23 protein-coding genes and 1 pseudogene are annotated in these 17,087 nt (G+C 61.5%); 10 read left to right on the top strand and 14 right to left on the bottom strand.

Annotated elements, in window-relative coordinates; all coding sequences use genetic code 11:
- Position 1: 1 nt before the first annotated feature.
- Both RL_RS05935 and RL_RS05930 read right to left on the bottom strand, forming a co-directional pair.
- The gene (locus RL_RS05935) at positions 2-475 is read right to left on the bottom strand and encodes a DUF305 domain-containing protein (RefSeq protein WP_041936211.1); all 474 of its coding nucleotides are present in this window, start codon (positions 473-475) and stop codon (positions 2-4) included.
- A gap of 74 nt (positions 476-549) precedes the next feature.
- Complete coding sequence (locus RL_RS05930; RefSeq protein ID WP_206778323.1) at positions 550-984, bottom strand: CopD family protein; 435 nt, start codon at positions 982-984, stop codon at positions 550-552.
- A 42-nt stretch (positions 985-1,026) separates the two neighbouring features.
- On the opposite strand from RL_RS05930, the gene RL_RS40435 reads away from it, so the two are divergent.
- The 8 genes from RL_RS40435 to RL_RS05890 all read left to right on the top strand — a co-directional run bounded on the left by RL_RS40435 (position 1,027) and on the right by RL_RS05890 (position 5,818).
- A complete protein-coding gene (locus RL_RS40435) occupies positions 1,027-1,269 on the top strand; it encodes a hypothetical protein (RefSeq protein ID WP_041936210.1) in 243 nt (80 codons plus the stop codon).
- A gap of 20 nt (positions 1,270-1,289) precedes the next feature.
- The gene (gene blh / locus RL_RS05920; RefSeq protein WP_011650864.1) at positions 1,290-2,588 is read left to right on the top strand and encodes a bifunctional sulfur transferase/dioxygenase Blh; all 1,299 of its coding nucleotides are present in this window, start codon (positions 1,290-1,292) and stop codon (positions 2,586-2,588) included.
- Positions 2,579-2,926, top strand: coding sequence for a sulfite-sensing transcriptional repressor BigR (gene bigR / locus RL_RS05915; protein WP_011650863.1), 348 nt, complete (start codon positions 2,579-2,581; stop codon positions 2,924-2,926). The genes blh and bigR overlap by 10 nt, the downstream gene beginning before the upstream one ends.
- Positions 2,923-3,333 (top strand): YeeE/YedE family protein, encoded by a 411-nt coding sequence (locus RL_RS05910; RefSeq protein WP_011650862.1) that lies wholly within the window; start codon positions 2,923-2,925, stop codon positions 3,331-3,333. Before bigR ends, RL_RS05910 begins: the two co-directional genes overlap by 4 nt.
- Positions 3,330-3,761 (top strand): YeeE/YedE family protein, encoded by a 432-nt coding sequence (locus RL_RS05905; RefSeq protein WP_028742861.1) that lies wholly within the window; start codon positions 3,330-3,332, stop codon positions 3,759-3,761. The genes RL_RS05910 and RL_RS05905 overlap by 4 nt, the downstream gene beginning before the upstream one ends.
- Entirely contained in the window at positions 3,743-4,540 is a 798-nt protein-coding gene (locus tag RL_RS05900; protein ID WP_041936209.1) for a sulfite exporter TauE/SafE family protein, read from the top strand. Before RL_RS05905 ends, RL_RS05900 begins: the two co-directional genes overlap by 19 nt.
- Positions 4,541-4,839: 299 nt before the next feature.
- The gene (locus tag RL_RS05895; RefSeq protein WP_041936208.1) at positions 4,840-5,343 is read left to right on the top strand and encodes an AAA family ATPase; all 504 of its coding nucleotides are present in this window, start codon (positions 4,840-4,842) and stop codon (positions 5,341-5,343) included.
- A gap of 241 nt (positions 5,344-5,584) precedes the next feature.
- Positions 5,585-5,818: a hypothetical protein gene (locus tag RL_RS05890; protein ID WP_041936207.1), complete on the top strand. Its 234-nt coding sequence runs from the start codon at positions 5,585-5,587 to the stop codon at positions 5,816-5,818.
- A gap of 144 nt (positions 5,819-5,962) precedes the next feature.
- Here the strand turns inward: RL_RS05890 and RL_RS05885 are convergent, their stop codons facing one another.
- A complete protein-coding gene (locus RL_RS05885; protein WP_011650858.1) occupies positions 5,963-6,403 on the bottom strand; it encodes a hypothetical protein in 441 nt (146 codons plus the stop codon).
- A 19-nt stretch (positions 6,404-6,422) separates the two neighbouring features.
- Entirely contained in the window at positions 6,423-8,195 is a 1,773-nt protein-coding gene (locus tag RL_RS05880) for an adenylate/guanylate cyclase domain-containing protein (RefSeq protein WP_041936205.1), read from the bottom strand.
- Between the two features lie 620 nt (positions 8,196-8,815).
- Between RL_RS05880 and RL_RS05870 the strand changes: the two are divergent.
- Positions 8,816-10,238: pseudogene (locus tag RL_RS05870) on the top strand (DUF1254 domain-containing protein).
- Positions 10,239-10,496: 258 nt separating this feature from the next.
- Here the strand turns inward: RL_RS05870 and RL_RS05865 are convergent.
- The 10 genes from RL_RS05865 to RL_RS05820 form a co-directional block, all read right to left on the bottom strand.
- Positions 10,497-12,071, bottom strand: coding sequence for a carboxylesterase/lipase family protein (locus tag RL_RS05865; RefSeq protein WP_041936203.1), 1,575 nt, complete (start codon positions 12,069-12,071; stop codon positions 10,497-10,499).
- Between the two features lie 464 nt (positions 12,072-12,535).
- Positions 12,536-12,862, bottom strand: coding sequence for an NIPSNAP family protein (locus RL_RS05860; protein WP_011650854.1), 327 nt, complete (start codon positions 12,860-12,862; stop codon positions 12,536-12,538).
- Between the two features lie 223 nt (positions 12,863-13,085).
- Positions 13,086-13,679 (bottom strand): hypothetical protein, encoded by a 594-nt coding sequence (locus tag RL_RS05855; RefSeq protein WP_011650853.1) that lies wholly within the window; start codon positions 13,677-13,679, stop codon positions 13,086-13,088.
- A 13-nt stretch (positions 13,680-13,692) separates the two neighbouring features.
- Positions 13,693-13,890 (bottom strand): response regulator transcription factor, encoded by a 198-nt coding sequence (locus RL_RS05850; RefSeq protein ID WP_003546099.1) that lies wholly within the window; start codon positions 13,888-13,890, stop codon positions 13,693-13,695.
- Positions 13,887-14,186, bottom strand: coding sequence for a GcrA family cell cycle regulator (locus tag RL_RS05845; RefSeq protein WP_017990602.1), 300 nt, complete (start codon positions 14,184-14,186; stop codon positions 13,887-13,889). Before RL_RS05845 ends, RL_RS05850 begins: the two co-directional genes overlap by 4 nt.
- The gene (locus tag RL_RS05840; protein ID WP_011650851.1) at positions 14,183-14,578 is read right to left on the bottom strand and encodes a hypothetical protein; all 396 of its coding nucleotides are present in this window, start codon (positions 14,576-14,578) and stop codon (positions 14,183-14,185) included. The genes RL_RS05845 and RL_RS05840 overlap by 4 nt, the downstream gene beginning before the upstream one ends.
- Positions 14,544-14,909, bottom strand: a complete 366-nt coding sequence (locus tag RL_RS05835; protein WP_041936202.1) for a hypothetical protein — start codon at positions 14,907-14,909, stop codon at positions 14,544-14,546. Before RL_RS05835 ends, RL_RS05840 begins: the two co-directional genes overlap by 35 nt.
- 32 nt (positions 14,910-14,941) lie before the next feature.
- On the bottom strand, positions 14,942-15,220 hold the full coding sequence (locus tag RL_RS05830; RefSeq protein ID WP_028742849.1) for a DNA-directed RNA polymerase sigma-70 factor: 279 nt from the start codon (positions 15,218-15,220) through the stop codon (positions 14,942-14,944).
- Positions 15,221-15,463: 243 nt separating this feature from the next.
- Entirely contained in the window at positions 15,464-15,682 is a 219-nt protein-coding gene (locus RL_RS05825; RefSeq protein ID WP_011650848.1) for a hypothetical protein, read from the bottom strand.
- Positions 15,679-15,870 carry a hypothetical protein gene (locus tag RL_RS05820; RefSeq protein ID WP_041936201.1) on the bottom strand — a complete coding sequence of 64 codons (192 nt, stop codon included), beginning with the start codon at positions 15,868-15,870 and terminating at the stop codon, positions 15,679-15,681. Before RL_RS05820 ends, RL_RS05825 begins: the two co-directional genes overlap by 4 nt.
- Positions 15,871-16,042: 172 nt before the next feature.
- Between RL_RS05820 and RL_RS05815 the strand changes: the two genes are divergently transcribed.
- Complete coding sequence (locus RL_RS05815) at positions 16,043-16,690, top strand: S24 family peptidase (protein ID WP_011650846.1); 648 nt, start codon at positions 16,043-16,045, stop codon at positions 16,688-16,690.
- Positions 16,691-17,087: the final 397 nt, after the last annotated feature.

Genomic DNA, 17,087 nt, shown 5'->3' with positions numbered 1-17,087 from the left:
GTTACATCTTCATTCCTGGATCCATGCCCTGCATGGATTCGGCGGGGGTAGTCTCCGGTGCGACCTGTGTCGGGGCGGCGTCGGATGGGGGAAGCGGATCGCCGATCGCAAGCTTCATTGCCGCAATCTCCTGCTGCTGATCCACGATGATCTCTTGCGCGATGCGCTTAAGCTGTTCGTTCTTGCCGTATTTCAGGACGGCGAGTGCCATATCGATCGCGCCCTGGTGATGAGGCGTCATCATCGCCACGAAATCACGATCGACATCGCCGGTCGGCTTGACCTCCATGTCCGCCATCATCCTGTCCATGGCCGTATTGTTCTCGGCGAGAAAGGCAGCCTCTGTAGAGTCGGCCACTAGCTTGGCCGGATGTGTGTGCTGCGCTGAGTCATGCGCGAATGCCGCACATGTTCCGGCTGTGGCCAGGATCGCGGCCGCAAGGACCGTCGACTTTCGGTGGGACCAGATGTTCATCGACTTCTTCCTTCTTGTTATATCCGGGGTAGACACCTGAGGGCGGTGTCTATTCCCGAAGAGAGCGTCTTTTTTTATGCCGTCGGGTCTTCGAGTCCGAAGGACGCGACAAGAGCGAAGGCGAGCAGACCGAGTGCGATCTCAAGGGCCGCACCGACCATCAGGACGTTTCTTGATGTCTCGGGATGATTTCGGTTGAGCGGCACGATCAAGTAACGGTTCGCGATTGCCAGGCATGTCATGGCCAGTGCGACAGCGATCTTCACGAGCAGCTTCCATTGGTAGGGAGAGTTTGGGTGGAGCGACAGACGCCCAACGATCAGCCATGTGTTCGTCGCGCCGCTGAGCAGGACGAGAGCGACCGCAGGATGACCGAGCGCGGAGAATCGTTGCATCGACACCACGGCTTCGCGGCGAAGTTCTGGTATCCGGGACATTGCCACAAGCAATAAGAATGGCGGCAGCGCTCCGACCCAGGCTGTTGCCGACAGAACATGGATGGCATCCACAGTCATACGAGCCGAGCCGGCAAGGTCAAAGGAGGCAGCGGCATGCCCCCTGGTCACCGTCTCGCAAATGGCCAAGCCGGCAAGAGCGACCGCAGTTCGCCAGTACCCGGCGAAAACTGCGCCGGCGTGCTTGGCGAGTTCAAGCCCTTGGCTGTCACGGAAGCGGATGAGTTCGACGCGCTGATCGCCACCAACTTGCCTCCCACGGAAACCACAGGCGAGCACAAAGTTGCTTGCCCACCATTGAAGTTTTATCAATATATAATATATTATATCATATATTGATAAGAGCCACGGAGCCAGTCATGCCTGTAACCGAAATATCCGAGAAACTGTCGGTCTCGCCGCAGCCAAGTATCGAGGACATCCAGTCGCTCCGCGACCAAGGATTCAAGACACTCATCAACAACCGACCGGACAACGAGGATGCTTCCCAGCCGAACACGCGAGCCGAAAGACAGCAAGCGAAGCAGTGCGACCTGTCCTATGCGTTCATTCCCGTCACGGCCGACACGATCACCGAGGCGGACGTCCGTGCCTTCCAGCGGGCCGTCGATGAATCGGACGGACCCGTTCTCGCACATTGCCAGACCGGCAAGCGCGCGCTTAACCTCTATCTGATTGGAGAGGTTTTGGACGGCAGCATGTCTGTCGACAAGGTCGTCGAATTCGGACGCAGCCGCGGCTTCGACACCAGCGCCGCCGCAGCCTGGCTCAAGCAACATGCTGCCCGCAGGCCGCAGGTGAAGGGCTTCTTCGACAAGCGCACCTGGAGCGTCCAGTATGTGATTTCCGATCCGCTGACCCGCAAGTGCGCTATCGTCGATCCGGTACTCGACTTCGACGAGAAGTCCGGAGCTACGGCGACCATCAACGCGGACGCGATCCTCGACTACATCCGCGACAATGGGCTGACGGTCGAGTGGATCCTCGACACCCACCCCCATGCCGATCACTTCTCCGCCGCCCATTATCTGCAAGAGAAGACCGGTGCTCGCACGGCGATCGGCGAGCGCGTCGTGGACGTCCAGAAGCTGTGGAAGGGCATCTACAACTGGCCTGAGCTTGCCACCGACGGCTCGCAATGGGACCGGCTGTTTGCCCATGGCGAGACCTTCGAGGTCGGCTCGATCGATGCCAAAGTGCTTTTCTCTCCGGGACACACGCTCGCCTCGATTACCTATGTGATCGGAGACGCGGCCTTCGTGCACGACACGCTCTTCATGCCCGACAGCGGCACGGCGCGCGCCGACTTCCCCGGCGGCGACGCGCGTGTCCTATGGAAGTCGATCCAGGAGATCCTCGCACTCCCGGCCGAGACACGGATTTTCACGGGTCACGACTACCAGCCAGAGGGTCGGGCACCTCGATGGGAAAGCACGGTGGCCGAGCAGAAGAAGTCCAACCCGCATCTTGCCGGCGTGAACGAGCAAGAGTTCGTTGCGCTGCGGACGACGCGCGACAAGACGCTGCCTATGCCAAAGCTCATCCTGCATGCCCTGCAGGTGAACATCCGCGGCGGGCGCCTGCCGGAGCCGGAAGCCAACGGCAAGCGCTACCTCAAGTTTCCCCTCGATGCATTGCAGGGAGCAGCATGGGAATGACAAGCGATCTGAAGGCGATGATGAAGGCGGGGCTCTCCCCCGCCGAGATGGCCGACCGGGCCGGCGATGTGGCGAACCTCCTGAAGACGCTGTCCCATCCCGCGCGCCTGATGATCGTCTGCACGCTGGTGGAAGGCGAGCATTCGGTCGGGGAGCTTGAAGAGAAGATCGACGTCCACCAGCCTCATCTGTCGCAGCACCTGACCGTGCTGCGTGGCTCCGGGATTGTCGAAACGCGGCGGGAGGGGAAACAGATCTTCTACTGCCTGACGGAGGCGAAGGCCGCCCGACTGGTTGCCGCCCTCTATGACATCTTCTGCGTGGGCCAAGGCGAATGAGCACCTATCTTCAATCTTTGGCCGGGGGCTTCCTGATCGGCACCTCTGCTGTAATGCTCCTGCTCCTCAACGGCCGCATTGCCGGGATCAGCGGGATCGTCGGGCGTCTTGCTCAAGGCGTCGGCTTGACCACCAATCTCGCCTTTGTGCTGGGGCTGCTGCTTGGGCCGTTTACCTACCTGCTGTTGTTCGGCGGCTGGCCGGCTGTTCAGATCACCGCCGGCTGGCCGCTGATTATCGTCGCGGGACTGCTCGTCGGCTTCGGCTCGCGTATGGGATCGGGCTGCACCAGCGGCCACGGCGTGCTTGGGCTTGCCCGGCTGTCGCCGCGGTCGATTGTGGCGGTCGCCACGTTCCTGACGGCCGGCATTATCGCCGTCGCAATTCTGCGAGGTCTTGGACTATGAACCGGAACATCTACCAATTCGTGGCCGCTCTCGCCTCGGGTATCGTCTTCGGCTTCGGCCTGTCCTTGTCCGGCATGCTGAACCCGGTCCGGGTCCAAGGCTTCCTCAACGTGTTCGGCGCCTGGGATCCGAGCCTTGCCTTCGTTCTCGGCGGCGCGGTCGTTGTCGCGTTCATCGGCGTCCACATCATGAAACGGATGAAGCGTCCCGCCTTCGACGACAGCTTCCACGTGCCGACGAACCGTCGGATCGATGCTCCGCTGGTCGTTGGTTCGGCCTTGTTCGGCCTGGGCTGGGGGATCGGTGGCTTGTGTCCCGGTCCGGCAGTCGCATCCCTATCGGTCGGCCTCCCCCAGACGTTCCTCTTCGTCATCGCCATGCTGGTCGGGATGACCTTGTATGACAGAGTATGGAGCAGACGGACGTGAACACCTCCATTTTGGCTGTCGTTGGCTCCGGCGGGATCGTCGGCTTCATGCTCGGCCTGCTCGGCGGCGGCGGGTCCATCCTGGCGACGCCGCTACTCCTCTACGTGGTCGGCGTGACCCAGCCGCATATCGCGATCGGAACGGGTGCGCTTGCCGTCTCGGTAAATGCCTTCGCCAACTTCGCAAGCCACGCGATCAAGGGGCACGTCTGGTGGCGCTGCGCAGCCGTCTTCTCCGCGCTCGGCGTCATCGGCGCCCTCGGCGGCTCCAGCCTCGGCAAGGCGATGGATGGAGACAGCCTGATATTCCTGTTCGGCGTCCTGATGATGGTCGTCGGCGCTCTGATGCTGAAGCCTAGGAAGGCGGTGACGGTAGAGTGCCGTCCGGTCGACCTCAGGATGTGCCTTGCCACCGCCGCCGTGGCACTCGCCGCCGGCGCTGCATCCGGCTTCTTCGGCATCGGCGGGGGCTTCCTGATCGTTCCGGGCCTCATGCTGGCGACGGGCATGCCGATGATCAACGCGATCGGCACATCTCTCCTCTCCGTCGGTGCGTTCGGACTGGCAACGGCTCTGAACTATGCCAGTTCAGGCCTGGTGGACTGGTGGCTTGCCGCCGAATTCATCGGCGGCGGCATCGTCGGCGGCGTACTCGGCATGCTGCTCGCCACCCGGCTCAGCGCCTACAAGAACATTCTCAACCGCCTGTTCGCAGCGCTCATCTTCGTGGTCGCGGGTTACATCCTGTATCGGAACTGGGGGAGGTTGATGGCTGGCTGAGCGCGCAGCGCTGACGGCTCTAGGTCGATCCCAAGCCTTGCCGCGGAGCACTCAGTTGCCGACGGGTGGGATGCTGACAGTCAGCTTATTGTTGGAGATCCCCAAAGCGGCCAGTGGGTTGGACGATCTCACCGGTGAGCTCACCCATCCGTCTTGACCCCCGAGCACAGCGGTCCTACAAGACAGACCATGGCAACACACCTCTGATTGGCCGCGTCTTGCGGTCTTGAGCGAAGCGCAGTCCTGCACGACACCGCGGGGCCACTTCCCCTTGCCAAGCCAAAATCAGAGATTTTCCAATGCCGACGCTCTACCTCACTTGCGGTCTTCCCGGTTCGGGTAAGACGTCGCTCGCCAAGATCATCGAACATGAAGCATCTGCCCTCCGTCTGACCGGAGACGACTGGATGCACAGGCTTTACCCCGGCATCTCTACGCCGGAAGCCGAAACCGGTCCGTGCCGAGGCAGGGTCGAGAGCCTGCAATGGCAGATCGCCCTGCGTGCCATCAGGCTTCAGTGTAACGTTGTCGTGGATTGGGGCGTGTGGTCACGGGCAGAACGCGACACCTGCCGGGAGGAAGCGCGCGCAGCGGGTGCCCGCGTCGTCCTCTGCTTCCTCGACGTTCCCTTCGATGCGCTTTGGGACCGGGTCTGCCGGCGAAACGCCGAGCTTCCAGCCGGCACGTTCGACATCTCGCGGGCGGACCTGCTTCGGTGGTGCAAGCTGTTCGACCCGCCAACCGCGGAGGAGTTGGCGCTTTATGATCGGCAAACCCTTCCAGCCATCGCCGCCCTTAGATGAAACGCCGCAGCGCTGGGGGTATTCCCAGTCTGCGTAGCAGGCGGGTCCGGGCCAGCTCGCTGGTGAGGACACCTCGCCTTCTTCCCCGGGGGCCGGAGCACGGGACGGTGGCGGAGCTGTTCCTGCCGTTGAGTGGTTCATCTTCGAAAGTGGACGAAATGTTCCAATCCATTGTCACCCATTGACGTGAACAGGTTTCACCCCAATACGGTCAGGCCAGCCAGACGACAACAGGAGTGTAATCGTGAGCGAACCGACCGTAGCAGATGCAACAGACCGCATTTATGAATCGCTCCAGGCGGACAACGCCGACATCGACGTGCATATCGCGACTCTCAAGGCAGCGTTGACGCGGGCGGGTTTGAAAGAGGCCGTATTCGACCCGGCCAGGCTCGTGCAGAATAACCGCTCCGGCAGGAAGCGGATGGAGGCCTACTTTCGCCAGCGCGGTGTCATGGTGAAATTCGCCTCGTGAAGCCTTCCAGACGGCTGTAATCACTCTCAGTGGGGGCTGACACCACGCATTGGCGTCGGACGCGAATGATCGTCCAGGCGCAGACGCTGAACAGCCGTCCAACGAAGGGCCGGGAGCCCTGCCGTGATCTCAGGGCTGCCGACGTCAGAGGGGCCGAATCCCTTCCGCCCATGACATGCCGAACCACACCGCCGAATCTGGCGCCTTGCTCCACGCGATCAAGGCGTCGAGACCTGCGGTAACTGCGTCTCGTGAAAGCCCGGTCGCCACGATGTCGTCGATCGCTTCGTCGACGATGCTCGCAATGTTGCGAACCACATCCTCGAAATCGGGATCACCCGCGCAGCCGCCGAGGAAGACAAGCGTGTTACGGCGAGGCCGCAGATCCGCCTGGTGAAGCAACTGCACGAGGCGACGCCCGACGATAGGGTCGTTGCAAAGCCTGTCATAGGTGCGCTGATAAGCGTTCCAGACCGACGAGAACCCTGGGGGTTCTGGCCATAGCCGCAGACCGTCGTAATCGTCATCGGACAGGATCACACGGCTATTGCTCATCCTCTGTGCAAATGGCGGCAACAGGCTCAAGATCGGACATTCATCACCGTCATTGTACGACACCAGCCTTGCGTAGCCCCTCCACGACGAGCTCGAAATCGGCGGGGTTCTTGAAGGGCAAGACTTTGCGACGGTATTCCAGGGAGTAGTCGGGATTGACGCGCATCACCTCTTGCCACGTCGCGCGAGCCTCTTCGAAACGGCCGAGGTGCCCGTAACAGGCGGCCAGAAGCGCGCGAGAGACATCGGTGACGGGATTGCGGCTGACGCGCTGCAGCAACAGTTCGACGGCCTCTTCGTACCTTCCCAGTTGAAACAAGGCCAAGGCCTGAAAGTGGAGAACGATATCCGGAAAGTACGGGTTCAGGACACTCGCCCGATCAAAATAGGCGAGTGCCTCCCCGGATCTGCCTGAATAGATGAGTGCCTCGCCGAGGCTGACGTGCCCTTCGGCGAAGTTCGGATTGAGGACGATCGCACGCTCGGCCTCGCTGATGGCTCTATCGTGCTGTCGCAAGTAAAGGCTGACCAGACTGAGCGCCCAGTGTGCAACGGGATCGCTATCATCCCGCGCTACCGCCAGCGTCGCGACCTCTTCGGCTTGCTCGAGCGAGCGCTGCGGCAACGCGCTCCACCGGTTCAGGTAGTCGAGCCCGTGGGTAAGGGCGAGGAAGGCGTGCGCCGAGGCGAAGTTCGGGTCAAGGTCGACGGCACGTTGCAAAAGGTCACGGGCGTCGCTGTTCGTTTGCCTCGTCAGCCGGTGCCATAGCTCCCGGCCACGCAGGAAGCAGTCATACGCCTCGGGGTGCCGGGTCTGCCCCGGCGCAAGTCTTTGCCGGTCGCCCTCTGTCAGGTTGACCGCCAGCGCGCCGACGATCTGCTGCGTGACATCGTCCTGAACCGCGAATATGTCGGTGAGGTCGCGATCGAACCGCTCCGCCCATAGATGCCCGCCGGTGGTCGCGTCGATGAGCTGCGCGGTGATGCGTACCCTGTTTCCCGATTTGCGTACGCTGCCCTCAAGGACATGCCGCACGCCGAGTTTCGTGCCCACCTCCTGCACATGGACGTTCTTGCCCTTGAACGTGAACGACGAATTGCGGGCGATGACGAAGAGCTGCGACAGCTTCGATAGCGCCGTGATGATGTCTTCCGAGATGCCGTCGGCGAAGTAGTCCTGTTCGGCGTCACCGCTCATGTTGGTGAAGGGCAGGACGGCGATCGACAGCTTCGGCGGGGCTGCCGTCGCCGGTTGGCTCACCGCGGTTTCCGGGGACGCGGCCAATTTGGTCCCTGCGCTGCCGACTTGCAGCGAATAGACCCGGATCGGCTCGGCGATGTTCTTGAGCTGCGTGCTGCCGAGATCGTTGACCGAGAGGTCGAGCCTCGCCTTGACTTGGCGATAGGCATCCTCGGACAGGCAGATCGCGCCCGCCGCGGCGACGCCCTCCAATCGCGAGGCGATGTTGACGCCGTCGCCCATCAGATCGCCGTCGCTTTCCTCGACGACGTCGCCCAAATGGATACCGATCCGGAACTCGATGCGACGGTCCTGCGGGACGCCGTGATTGCGCTCCACCATGCCGTTCTGCACCTCGATGGCGCAGCGCACGGCGTCCACCACGCTGCGGAACTCGACCAGCGCACCATCGCCGGTGCGCTTCACCACCCGGCCGTGGTGCACGGCGATCGTCGGATCGATGAGATCGCTGCGCAGTGTGCGCAACCTCGCCAGGGTGAGATCCTCGTCGGCGCCAGCAAGCCGGCTGTACCCGACCACGTCCGCGGCCAGGATTGCAGCCAGCTTTCGGTTCTCGCTCATGGCGCTGTCTCCCAACTTCCAAGATAACAGGGAGACAGAGGGCAAGAAAGAACTTTCAGCCGCTGCTGGCGATCCTGGTTGAGATCGCGTGGGCCATGGCTCATGTGGACGCAGCCGACGTTGTGGCCCCACGCAATGACGGCTCTGTCATGCTCCCGGCCATCCAACGTGGTCGTTCCAAAAGCCCACTCAGGGTCGGGTCACGACGATGTCCGCGCCCACCCGAATGTCCGCTCCTTGAAGATCCGCAGCCTGCAGTTGCCAGTCCGCTATCGGCCCCGGATCTGCCGCATTCATGAGGTCACCGCCTACCTCCTTCGACGTAATTGCAACTTTCGGTAAAGGCACTATCTCAAGTGCAGAAATTGGTCCGGGGGGACGAGCGGGCTCGGCTGGAAGAAGGGCAACACGGCGCTTCTCCTTGACGATGCCGATGGCAATAGCTGGATCATGAAGGGGTTCCAGCTGGGACTGAAGCCTCAGCATACGCACTGCCGCAGCAGCAAGCACGATCATGGATGGGCGACGACAAGCCCTCGCCGTCTCAACACGCCTCCAGCATCTCACCTGAACCGCCGCCTTTGGCTTCGAACCGACTGTTTGTCGATGAGGACATGATGATGATCAAACGTGCAATATCGCTCACGGTAGGACTAGTTGTCGGTCTTTCCCTTTCAGAGGCCGCTTTTGCTCAGGAGGCGATTTCGGAGCAGGAGGCGCATAACATCGGCGTCGATGCCTACGTCTACTTCTATCCGCTGCTGTCGATGGACGTCACCCGGAAGCAGTTCACCAATGTCGAGCCCGGCAAGGAGTTCGGCAAAGGGCCGATGAATATGTTCGTGAACGTTCCGGAATATCCCCCCGCCGATTTCAAAGGCGTCGTGCGCTCGAATTTCGATACGCTCTACTCCATTGCGTGGCTGGATCTTACCAAGGAGCCGTTGGTCATTTCGGCGCCGGATACGGCCGGACGCTATTATCTCCTGCCGATGCTCGACATGTGGACGGATGTCTTCGCATCGCCGGGCTGGCGGACGACGGGAACGGCGGCGGGCCAGTTTCTCGTCACGCCGCCCGGCTGGACGGGGACGGTTCCGGACGGCGTGACGCGGCTTGCCGCGCCGACCCCTTATGTCTGGATCATCGGACGCACCAAGACGGACGGACCTGCGGATTACGCTGCCGTGCATGCAATTCAAGCCGGGTACACGGTCACGCCGCTGTCCGACTGGGGCAAGGCGGCCCAGCCGGTCACGGCCAAGATCGACCCAAGCGTCGATATGAAAACGCCGCCGAAGATCCAGGTCGATACCATGTCGGCCGCGACATACTTCACCTACGCTGCCGAACTGCTGAAGCTGCATCCGCCCCACATGACCGACCAGCCGATCGTCGCGCAGATGAAACGCATCGGCATCGAGCCCGGCAAGAGCTTCGACTTCGATAAGCTTGCCCCAGCCGTCAAGAAGGCGCTGCAAGATGTGCCCGAAGCAGCCCAGCAACTGATGGCGTGGAAGATGGCGACCCTTTCGCGTGTTGCCAATGGCTGGTCGATGAATACCGACACCATGGGCGTCTACGGAAATTACTACCTGAAGCGGGCAATCGTCACGCAAGTCGGGCTCGGCGCCAACCTTCCCGAAGACGCGATCTACCCGCTGAACCTCGCCGACGAAACCGGCAAGCCGCTCGATGGCGCCAACAAATACATGATCCACTTCGAGAAGGGAGCAACGCCGCCCGTGAACGCTTTCTGGTCGATCACCCTCTACGACACGGACGGTTTTCAGGTGGCAAGCGTGCTCAACCGGTTTGCGGTCAGCAGCTGGATGCCGTTCAAGATCAATGCCGACGGCTCTCTCGACATCTATTTCCAGAACGAGAGCCCCGGCACAGACAAGGAAGCCAACTGGCTGCCCGCACCCAAGGGGGCGTTCAACCTCACCATGCGTCTCTACAGCCCAAAGGCCGAAGCCCGGCAAATGGAATCCGCCTCCGGTCACCAAGGTTCAGGGATTGCCGAGCTTGATCGCTCAGTGAGGCGCCGGCATCTTGTCCGTTGAGCCGTCGCTTCGCCCGCGCCCAAGCCGCCACGAGCAGGGAATTCATGTCATGCGACAATCCCCGCCCAGAGATCCCCGCCTGCCCCTCATCCGGCTGCCGCCACCTTCTCCCCGCGCGCGGGGCGAAGGGACATACCGCGGCCTCTCTGTTCCCCACCCGGCCTATGCATGGCACGTCCCCTCGCCTCGTTTACCGGGGTCCGAAGGACGGGTCGAGACGAGTGGCTCGACCCCGTCATTTCTTCTCCTCCCAATAGCTTTGCCAGAGGTCGAGCCTCAGCTTCAGCGGATCTGCTCCTACCGTCACGCCGTGATTGGTGAAGTCGATGACCCTTTGGACGGATGGGTCGTGGTGAGGCCATTTTGGCCGTGAGCCTCCATTGGGGTCACCGCTCGTTGCAAATTCGACCCAGTAGGCACTCGCCAATGTGGCCATGGCCCAGTCGGCAGGCGTGACCTTGTCTTTCACCAGTGCGTTTGGAATATTGAGCGTATACGGAATTTCGAAGCCGTGCAGAGTGCCTTTCCATGCCGGATCGTTGCGGAGAGCCTCGGCGACATAGGAGAAACGATACCACCACGTCGGCTGACCAGCGCGGATCATCTCGTCAGCCAGGTGGCGAGACGGTTCAACAAGTGTTTTGTCGGCCAGAACCTGCTGCTTCAGCTCATCGAGGGTCTGTTGACCGCTGGGATCGTAGAGGCTGCGGGCTTCGGCTGCATGCTTCCCGAACAGCGCGAAGAGATCGTCTTTCGTCGCGGCCTGACCGATACCGAGATCACGATCATTTGCCCCGACGATGACCGGAACCGGCGCTTGACGGCCTGCCGCAAAAGCCGCTTCCGGCGTTTCGAGCAAAAACCTCCCGTCAATCATCGCGCCTGAGATGCCGATGACGGGCTTGCCTGTCGACATTCCCGCCAGCACCTCTTGTGCCGATGCACCTTCGGTCAGCTTTTCCGCGGGCAGCGCCCGAAGGGCCGTGAGAGCCTCGGCATCGCTCCCATTGATTCCGAGAGAAGCCGCATAGTCCAACGCGGTTTTCTCTGCTGCTTTCAACGTTGACAAAGGCGTGCTCTCAGCACGCGCGGTAGGCAGACCCGGTGACTGTAAAATGGCGCCCCGGAAAAGCCCCCGTGACAACGGCGATATCATGTGCGCCATCACCGAGCCGCCACCGGCCGACTCTCCGAATATCGTCACTTTCTTCGGATCACCGCCGAAGGCCTCGATATTTTTCTGGACCCATTTCAAGGCTGCAAGCTGGTCCATGTAACCATAGTTGCCGACGGGCTCGTCAGGGGCTTCCTTCATAAGTGCAGGATGGGCAAAATAACCCAGCCGGCCCATACGGTAGTTCATGCTGACGAACACAACTTTCCGGGCGGCCAGCTGACCCCCGGGATACTGAGGGGTGCTTCCATGGGCAAGAGCGCCGCCGTAAATCCAGACCATCACCGGCAGCGGCGTCCGAGAACGCTTGGCGGGTGTCCAGACATTGAGGGTCAAACAATCCTCCGACTTCGGCAGGTCGTCGGTCTGCATGCAGGACGGACCGAAATTGCGGGCATCCCTGGTCCCGCTCCATGGCTTCATTGGTCGGGGATTGCGCCATCTCAGATCACCAACCGGCGGTGCCGCATAGGGTATGCCTTTGAAGCTGACGACCGTGCCCGACCTCTCACCCTTCAGCATTCCGCTGTCGATCGTAACGGTGTCATCTGCCGCACCCGATCGTGACGCGAACGTCACCTGACACGATGCGACGGCCAAGAAGAGCAGGAACTTGCGACTGCCGCCCACAAACACTGCACTCTCCAACGCCAAGTTGAGACAATTTGAGAGCAAAATACTCCCATAGAGCGGCAACGAAAAGGGTTCATCCGACGTCTACCGGCCCTCACCCCGCCGCAAGCCCCCTGCTCGCCCACGAGAACAGCGGCGGCGGCATCTGGTGCGGGCGCGCTTTCGCTCTCCGAAGCCACTGAGATCTGAACTAAGCGATTTTGCCGACGGTGATGAAGAGCCGTCAGCGAAGCGCCCATTCCGGCCGTTCTGGCAGCGTTGGCAATATCATAGAGCATGATGCCGAAAAGTGTGGTCGGTTTTCGGACGACATCATGCTCCAACTATTTAATTTAGAACAGGATTCAGATTTTAGGCCGACCGGGCCTAAAATCATCCTGTTCTAGGAACTGCCGTTCTTCATCGCTTCCGCGGATGACCAGATCGGGTGGAATTCCGACTGGCGGCAAGCGGGGATCGGTGGTGTCTTACTTTACTGCCGAAAAGGCGGTCGGTGACAACAGCTGGCTAGAGATATTGGAGAGGATTTGTCCGTCGCGCTCTGACTCGTCGCGGGCCTTAAGCCATGCAGGATCAGTGGTGAAAGCTTTCCATTTCACCTCGCGATCAGCCAGCGATTCCCAGGCGATGAGATAGGTGAGACGCTGGCTGCTTTCGCCCACGATTGTGGTGAAGAAACCCGCCTGCTTGATGCCGTGCTTGTCCCATATTGCCAGCGTATGTTCGGCAAAGCGGTTGAGCAGCGCGGGCAATCGGCCGGGCAGGCACTCGTAAATTCTGAGCTCGTAGATCACAGTCTTGCTTCCTTATGTCCCTTGAGAACGACATGTGTTTGGCACTTGCTCCCCTGCGCCCAAAATGTCCTCAAAACTTGCAGCAACGTCAATTTCACGGTGGATCCGTCAATATCCCCATTAGAACAGGCCCTGCAGGTATGTGCGAACCGCTAATCTTCTGTCAATCCGATCGCCTGTGTTTAGGCGTGGCAATTTTGAACCCCCGGCTTGAGCCAGTCCATCACCCACTCCTCGCCCGCCGCAACGCCGTCAATCCCCTCCGCAGCCACAGCAATTGCTGCGGCGGCATCTGGCGCAGGTGGTCGTAGTCCATCACCGTCACGTTATAGACCGTGCTCCTGACCTGCGGTCCGTCCGGGCAGCGCAGCAGGATGCCCTGCAGCGCCATCATGCGGTTGCTGGCTTTGCGGGCGCGGTCGGCGAGGGTGTCGGTGACTTCGCCTTCGTGGCCTTTGACTGAGAACAGCGATTGCGCCCTCGGGCTCGGGGCCGGGATGCCTGTGGTCTTGTGGTAGCGGGCGATCGCCTCGGCATAGTCGTCGCCGGCCTGGCGCTGCTCGGCGGTGATCAGGCCGTCGAGGAACATGCGGCCGAGGGTGTAGCCGACAAAGGGGCTTTTGACCGTCTCGTCATCAACCGTCCGGCCGAAGCCGTGGATGCGGCGGCGGGCTGATATCGCCACGCTGATATTCTCCTTCTCGGTTTCAAAGGGCTTGATCTTGCCGCAGGGAAAACGCTCGACATTTTCCTTGCGCGGCCGGCCGGCGCCCTTGTTGACCCGCCCTGTCTTCACCTTGGTGGCTTTGCCGCCCATGCTGATCGTCCTTCTATCGAATGATGCCGTTTCTGAGTGCCGCGGCGACCAGCGCCGTATCCTTGAAGACGCCGAGCCTCGCCTTGGCGTTGGCAATGTGCGTGTTCACGGTGATGTGGGAGATGCCGAGAATGGTGCCGATCTCGGCGGCCGTCTTGCCCGCCGCCATCCAGCGGATGACTTCGGTTTCGCGTGGGGTAACGTTGCTCATGGCTCTGCAGGCCCATCGATGCACGGCACGCGCGGCATCGTCACATGCGCGCCCGACAGGGTCACCCGCGTCACGCGGTCGGGGTGCCGGATCGGCTGGACGGGCGGGCCCGCCTTCGGCTGCGGATGCCAGGTGTCCTGCCTGGAGGGGAACCTGTCGCGGTTGCGATGCGCCATGTTGATGACGGTGTTCTTCTTCGAGCCGAACAGGTTGGCGATTTCTCTGGCCGACAACCCTTCCTTCCAGAGCTTTTCCGCCTTGACGATCTTGTCTTCCGTCCAAAAAGTGATGGTCATCTCAATGCCTCCTCGTGTCGTGCGGCCCTTGCAATGATCGGGTTGTCGGGAAACATTTTTGCCAGCTCCCGCTTGGCGCTGCGGCTGCCATTGGCGGCGTCGCGCAGCAGCTGCATCTTGTAGGCCGGCACCTTCGGCTGCGGCGTCTCGGGCTCTGCCTCCATGCGCGGCCGGCTCTCCGCCTCGATCGCCGCCTGCTGATTGCGGCATTGCTCGGCGAAACTGGCTGAGCTCGGGGCAAAGGCGCGGTTATGATCCCTGACCTTTCCTGATATGAAGAGCTTGGCGGCCTGCCAGACAGCCTCCAGCGGGATGCCCTCGATCGCCACGAGATAGGCGCGGATCTGCATGTCGGGATCAGTGCCTGCGGACGCCGGGAAACCCGAAAGCATCCCAGCTATGATCTTCACCGGAGAGGAAATCTCTTGCGGCATCGACTGTCGTCCTTCTCGTACTGCTGTTGATCGACCCGGCCTCCCTCGCCTTTTCTTTGAGGTACCAGTCGCATTTGATCGCCTGCCAGCCGCGGAAAATCTGCATCTCGGCGGCGCCGACCGGGTCGCCGGTCATGAGATATTCCCTGGCCTGCATCCTGGCGGCATAAGCCGTCAGCGGCTTCTTCAGCGTGCGCTTGCGATGCTCGATGATCGCTGCCGCCAGCTCCTCCCCCAGCACCGGGCGGAGGATTTCCATGATCTCCTGGCTCGTTGTATCCTTGCCCATGCGATGTCCCTTTCCCGCTTGAGATGGCCTCTTCAAACCCGCAGCCTCCGTCGCCCGCCGGCAAAATTCACCGGGGCGCCGGGCCTGGCGGCGCGGCGGGGAAACCGCCGGAACTCCGAGCCGGCATGGTCCTCGTGGGCGGTGTCGCCCTTTTCGGCGCTTCGAAGCCTGTGGATCTCGGTTTCCACCGAGGGCACCGACACCCCGAGGATGGCAGCGATTTCGATATAGTCCCGGCCGGAGCGGAAGAGCTCGAGCGCGTTCATATCAATGCCTTGCTGCGCCGGGGCAGCCTTGAGCGGGATGCTCATCGCTTGATCCTTCTTTCCGATTTCGAACGCGGTCCGCCGTTGCCGCCGAAGCGGGTGCCAACAACGTCTTTGATTTTTCACGGATGACGACCGGAGCCCCGGCTCTGGGAGCAAAGGCTCCGGTCGTCTGCCAGGCCGCCGCCTGGGTCTCGGGCGCGAGCGCGCCCGGTGGGCACGACACAGTCGCGCCCGAGATGCTGGCGTCGCCGAGGGAGGAGCGACGACGCCAGCCACCGATAGCCGTCAGGGAGGGGCCGGGCTATCGGGGTGGGTAATCGGCTGAGCGCCGGGCGGGATCATCGTCTCGCTGATCTCTTCCGGGCGCGTCGGCCGATCGCAGTTCTCGCAGTGGCGCTCGATCACCTCGGCGATCGACAGCGCCTTGCCGCACACCGGGCAGCCGGTGTAGCGGGCTCCGCGGCGCTGGAACTCGCCGGCGGCTGTTGCGGTGGAGATGGTCATAGCGACTCCACCTCCCGATTGGCGTTCAGCACCTGCTGCAGGGCCTTGGCGAGGAAAGGGATATCCTCGTTGCGAACGGGGATCACCGACATGCGCCCTCCCCTTGGGCCTTGCGGCCGGTGAATGACGACACCGGTCGGCATGACGTCCATGGCGAGCCGCTCTTCACTTGAGATGGTGAACCTCATGCCATCGTCTCCCCCGCCGCGGGACGCGGCGCGCAGGCCGGTAAAGTCCGAAAGGCTGGCCCGTTGTTGATGATGTCGGTGTGTTTCATAGCGATTAGGGTACAATTAATACCCGTAATGTCAAGCACATTAGGGCATGACATGTACCTTAATTTAGGGTATTTTTTATATCATGTTGAAAGATCAGGAACAATTTGAGCGCGAAGAACGCGCAAAGCGCCTCGTCATGGCCAGGAAGAATGCGGGCTTTGCCGGGCCGAAGGCGATCGTCGATCGGTTCGGCTGGAATGCCAATGTCTACAAGGCGCATGAATCCGGCCGCAACGGCTTCGGCATAGCTGACGCGAAGAAATATGCCCGCGCTTTCAAGGTCAATCTCAACTGGCTGCAGTTCGGCACCGGTAACGCGCTCGATCCGGATGAGCTGCCCGCCTCCGTTGCCGATGTCCCAAAAATCTCCTGGGTCAGCGCCGGCCAGCTGAGCGAACAGGCGCCGATCACCGACTTCTCGGAATTCCCGACGGTCGCCGCCCTCGACCTGCCCGATGGCGAATGGATTGCGCTCGAGGTCGAAGGCAATTCGATGAACAAGATCTCGCCGCCCGGCTCGATCATCTTCGTCAATCTGCGCGACAAGCGCCTGGCGCCGAACGCGCTTTATGTCGTCGCCGACGAAACGGGCGCTGCAACCTACAAGCGCTATCGCCCGAACGACGACCCGCCCTTCCAGCCGGCGTCCTATGAGGACGTGCCGCCGCCGGAATTCCAGGGCGCCGTCACCATCGTCGGCCGCGTCCGCCGATCGATCATCGAGATGTAAGGATGAGAGCGCAAGGCTCGGAAACAGTAGGGAAAACAGGATGATCCGCCCTTCCTCACGCGCCGGCCGAATCTGGTTCCATATCGTCACGACAGCGGTGTTGCTCCTGGCGTTCAGCGCCGCGCGGGAGATCTATGGCCTGTAGGATTTCGCTCCGAAGCGCGCCGACCGCCAGCCGAGATCACGAGGCATATCGGGACGATTCATCCTCTGAAACCACAAATTGCGGAACCTCCGGATGCCCTTCGCGCACCACTCGTCACCGCCACCAAGATGGAACGGATGGCTGCGGGGAACATGTCCTTCGGCAGCTTCTCCTCCCACGGATCTTAGAATTCGGTGATCCCAGACCTGCTTCGATCACCTTGTCGGTGATTTCGATTTCATGCGCATGGCC

Source organism: Rhizobium johnstonii 3841, from assembly GCF_000009265.1.
GTDB classification, from domain to species: Bacteria; Pseudomonadota; Alphaproteobacteria; order Rhizobiales; family Rhizobiaceae; genus Rhizobium; species Rhizobium acaciae.
Note: the sequence above shows the minus strand (reverse complement) of the source record. Positions and strands in the feature narration are given on the sequence as shown.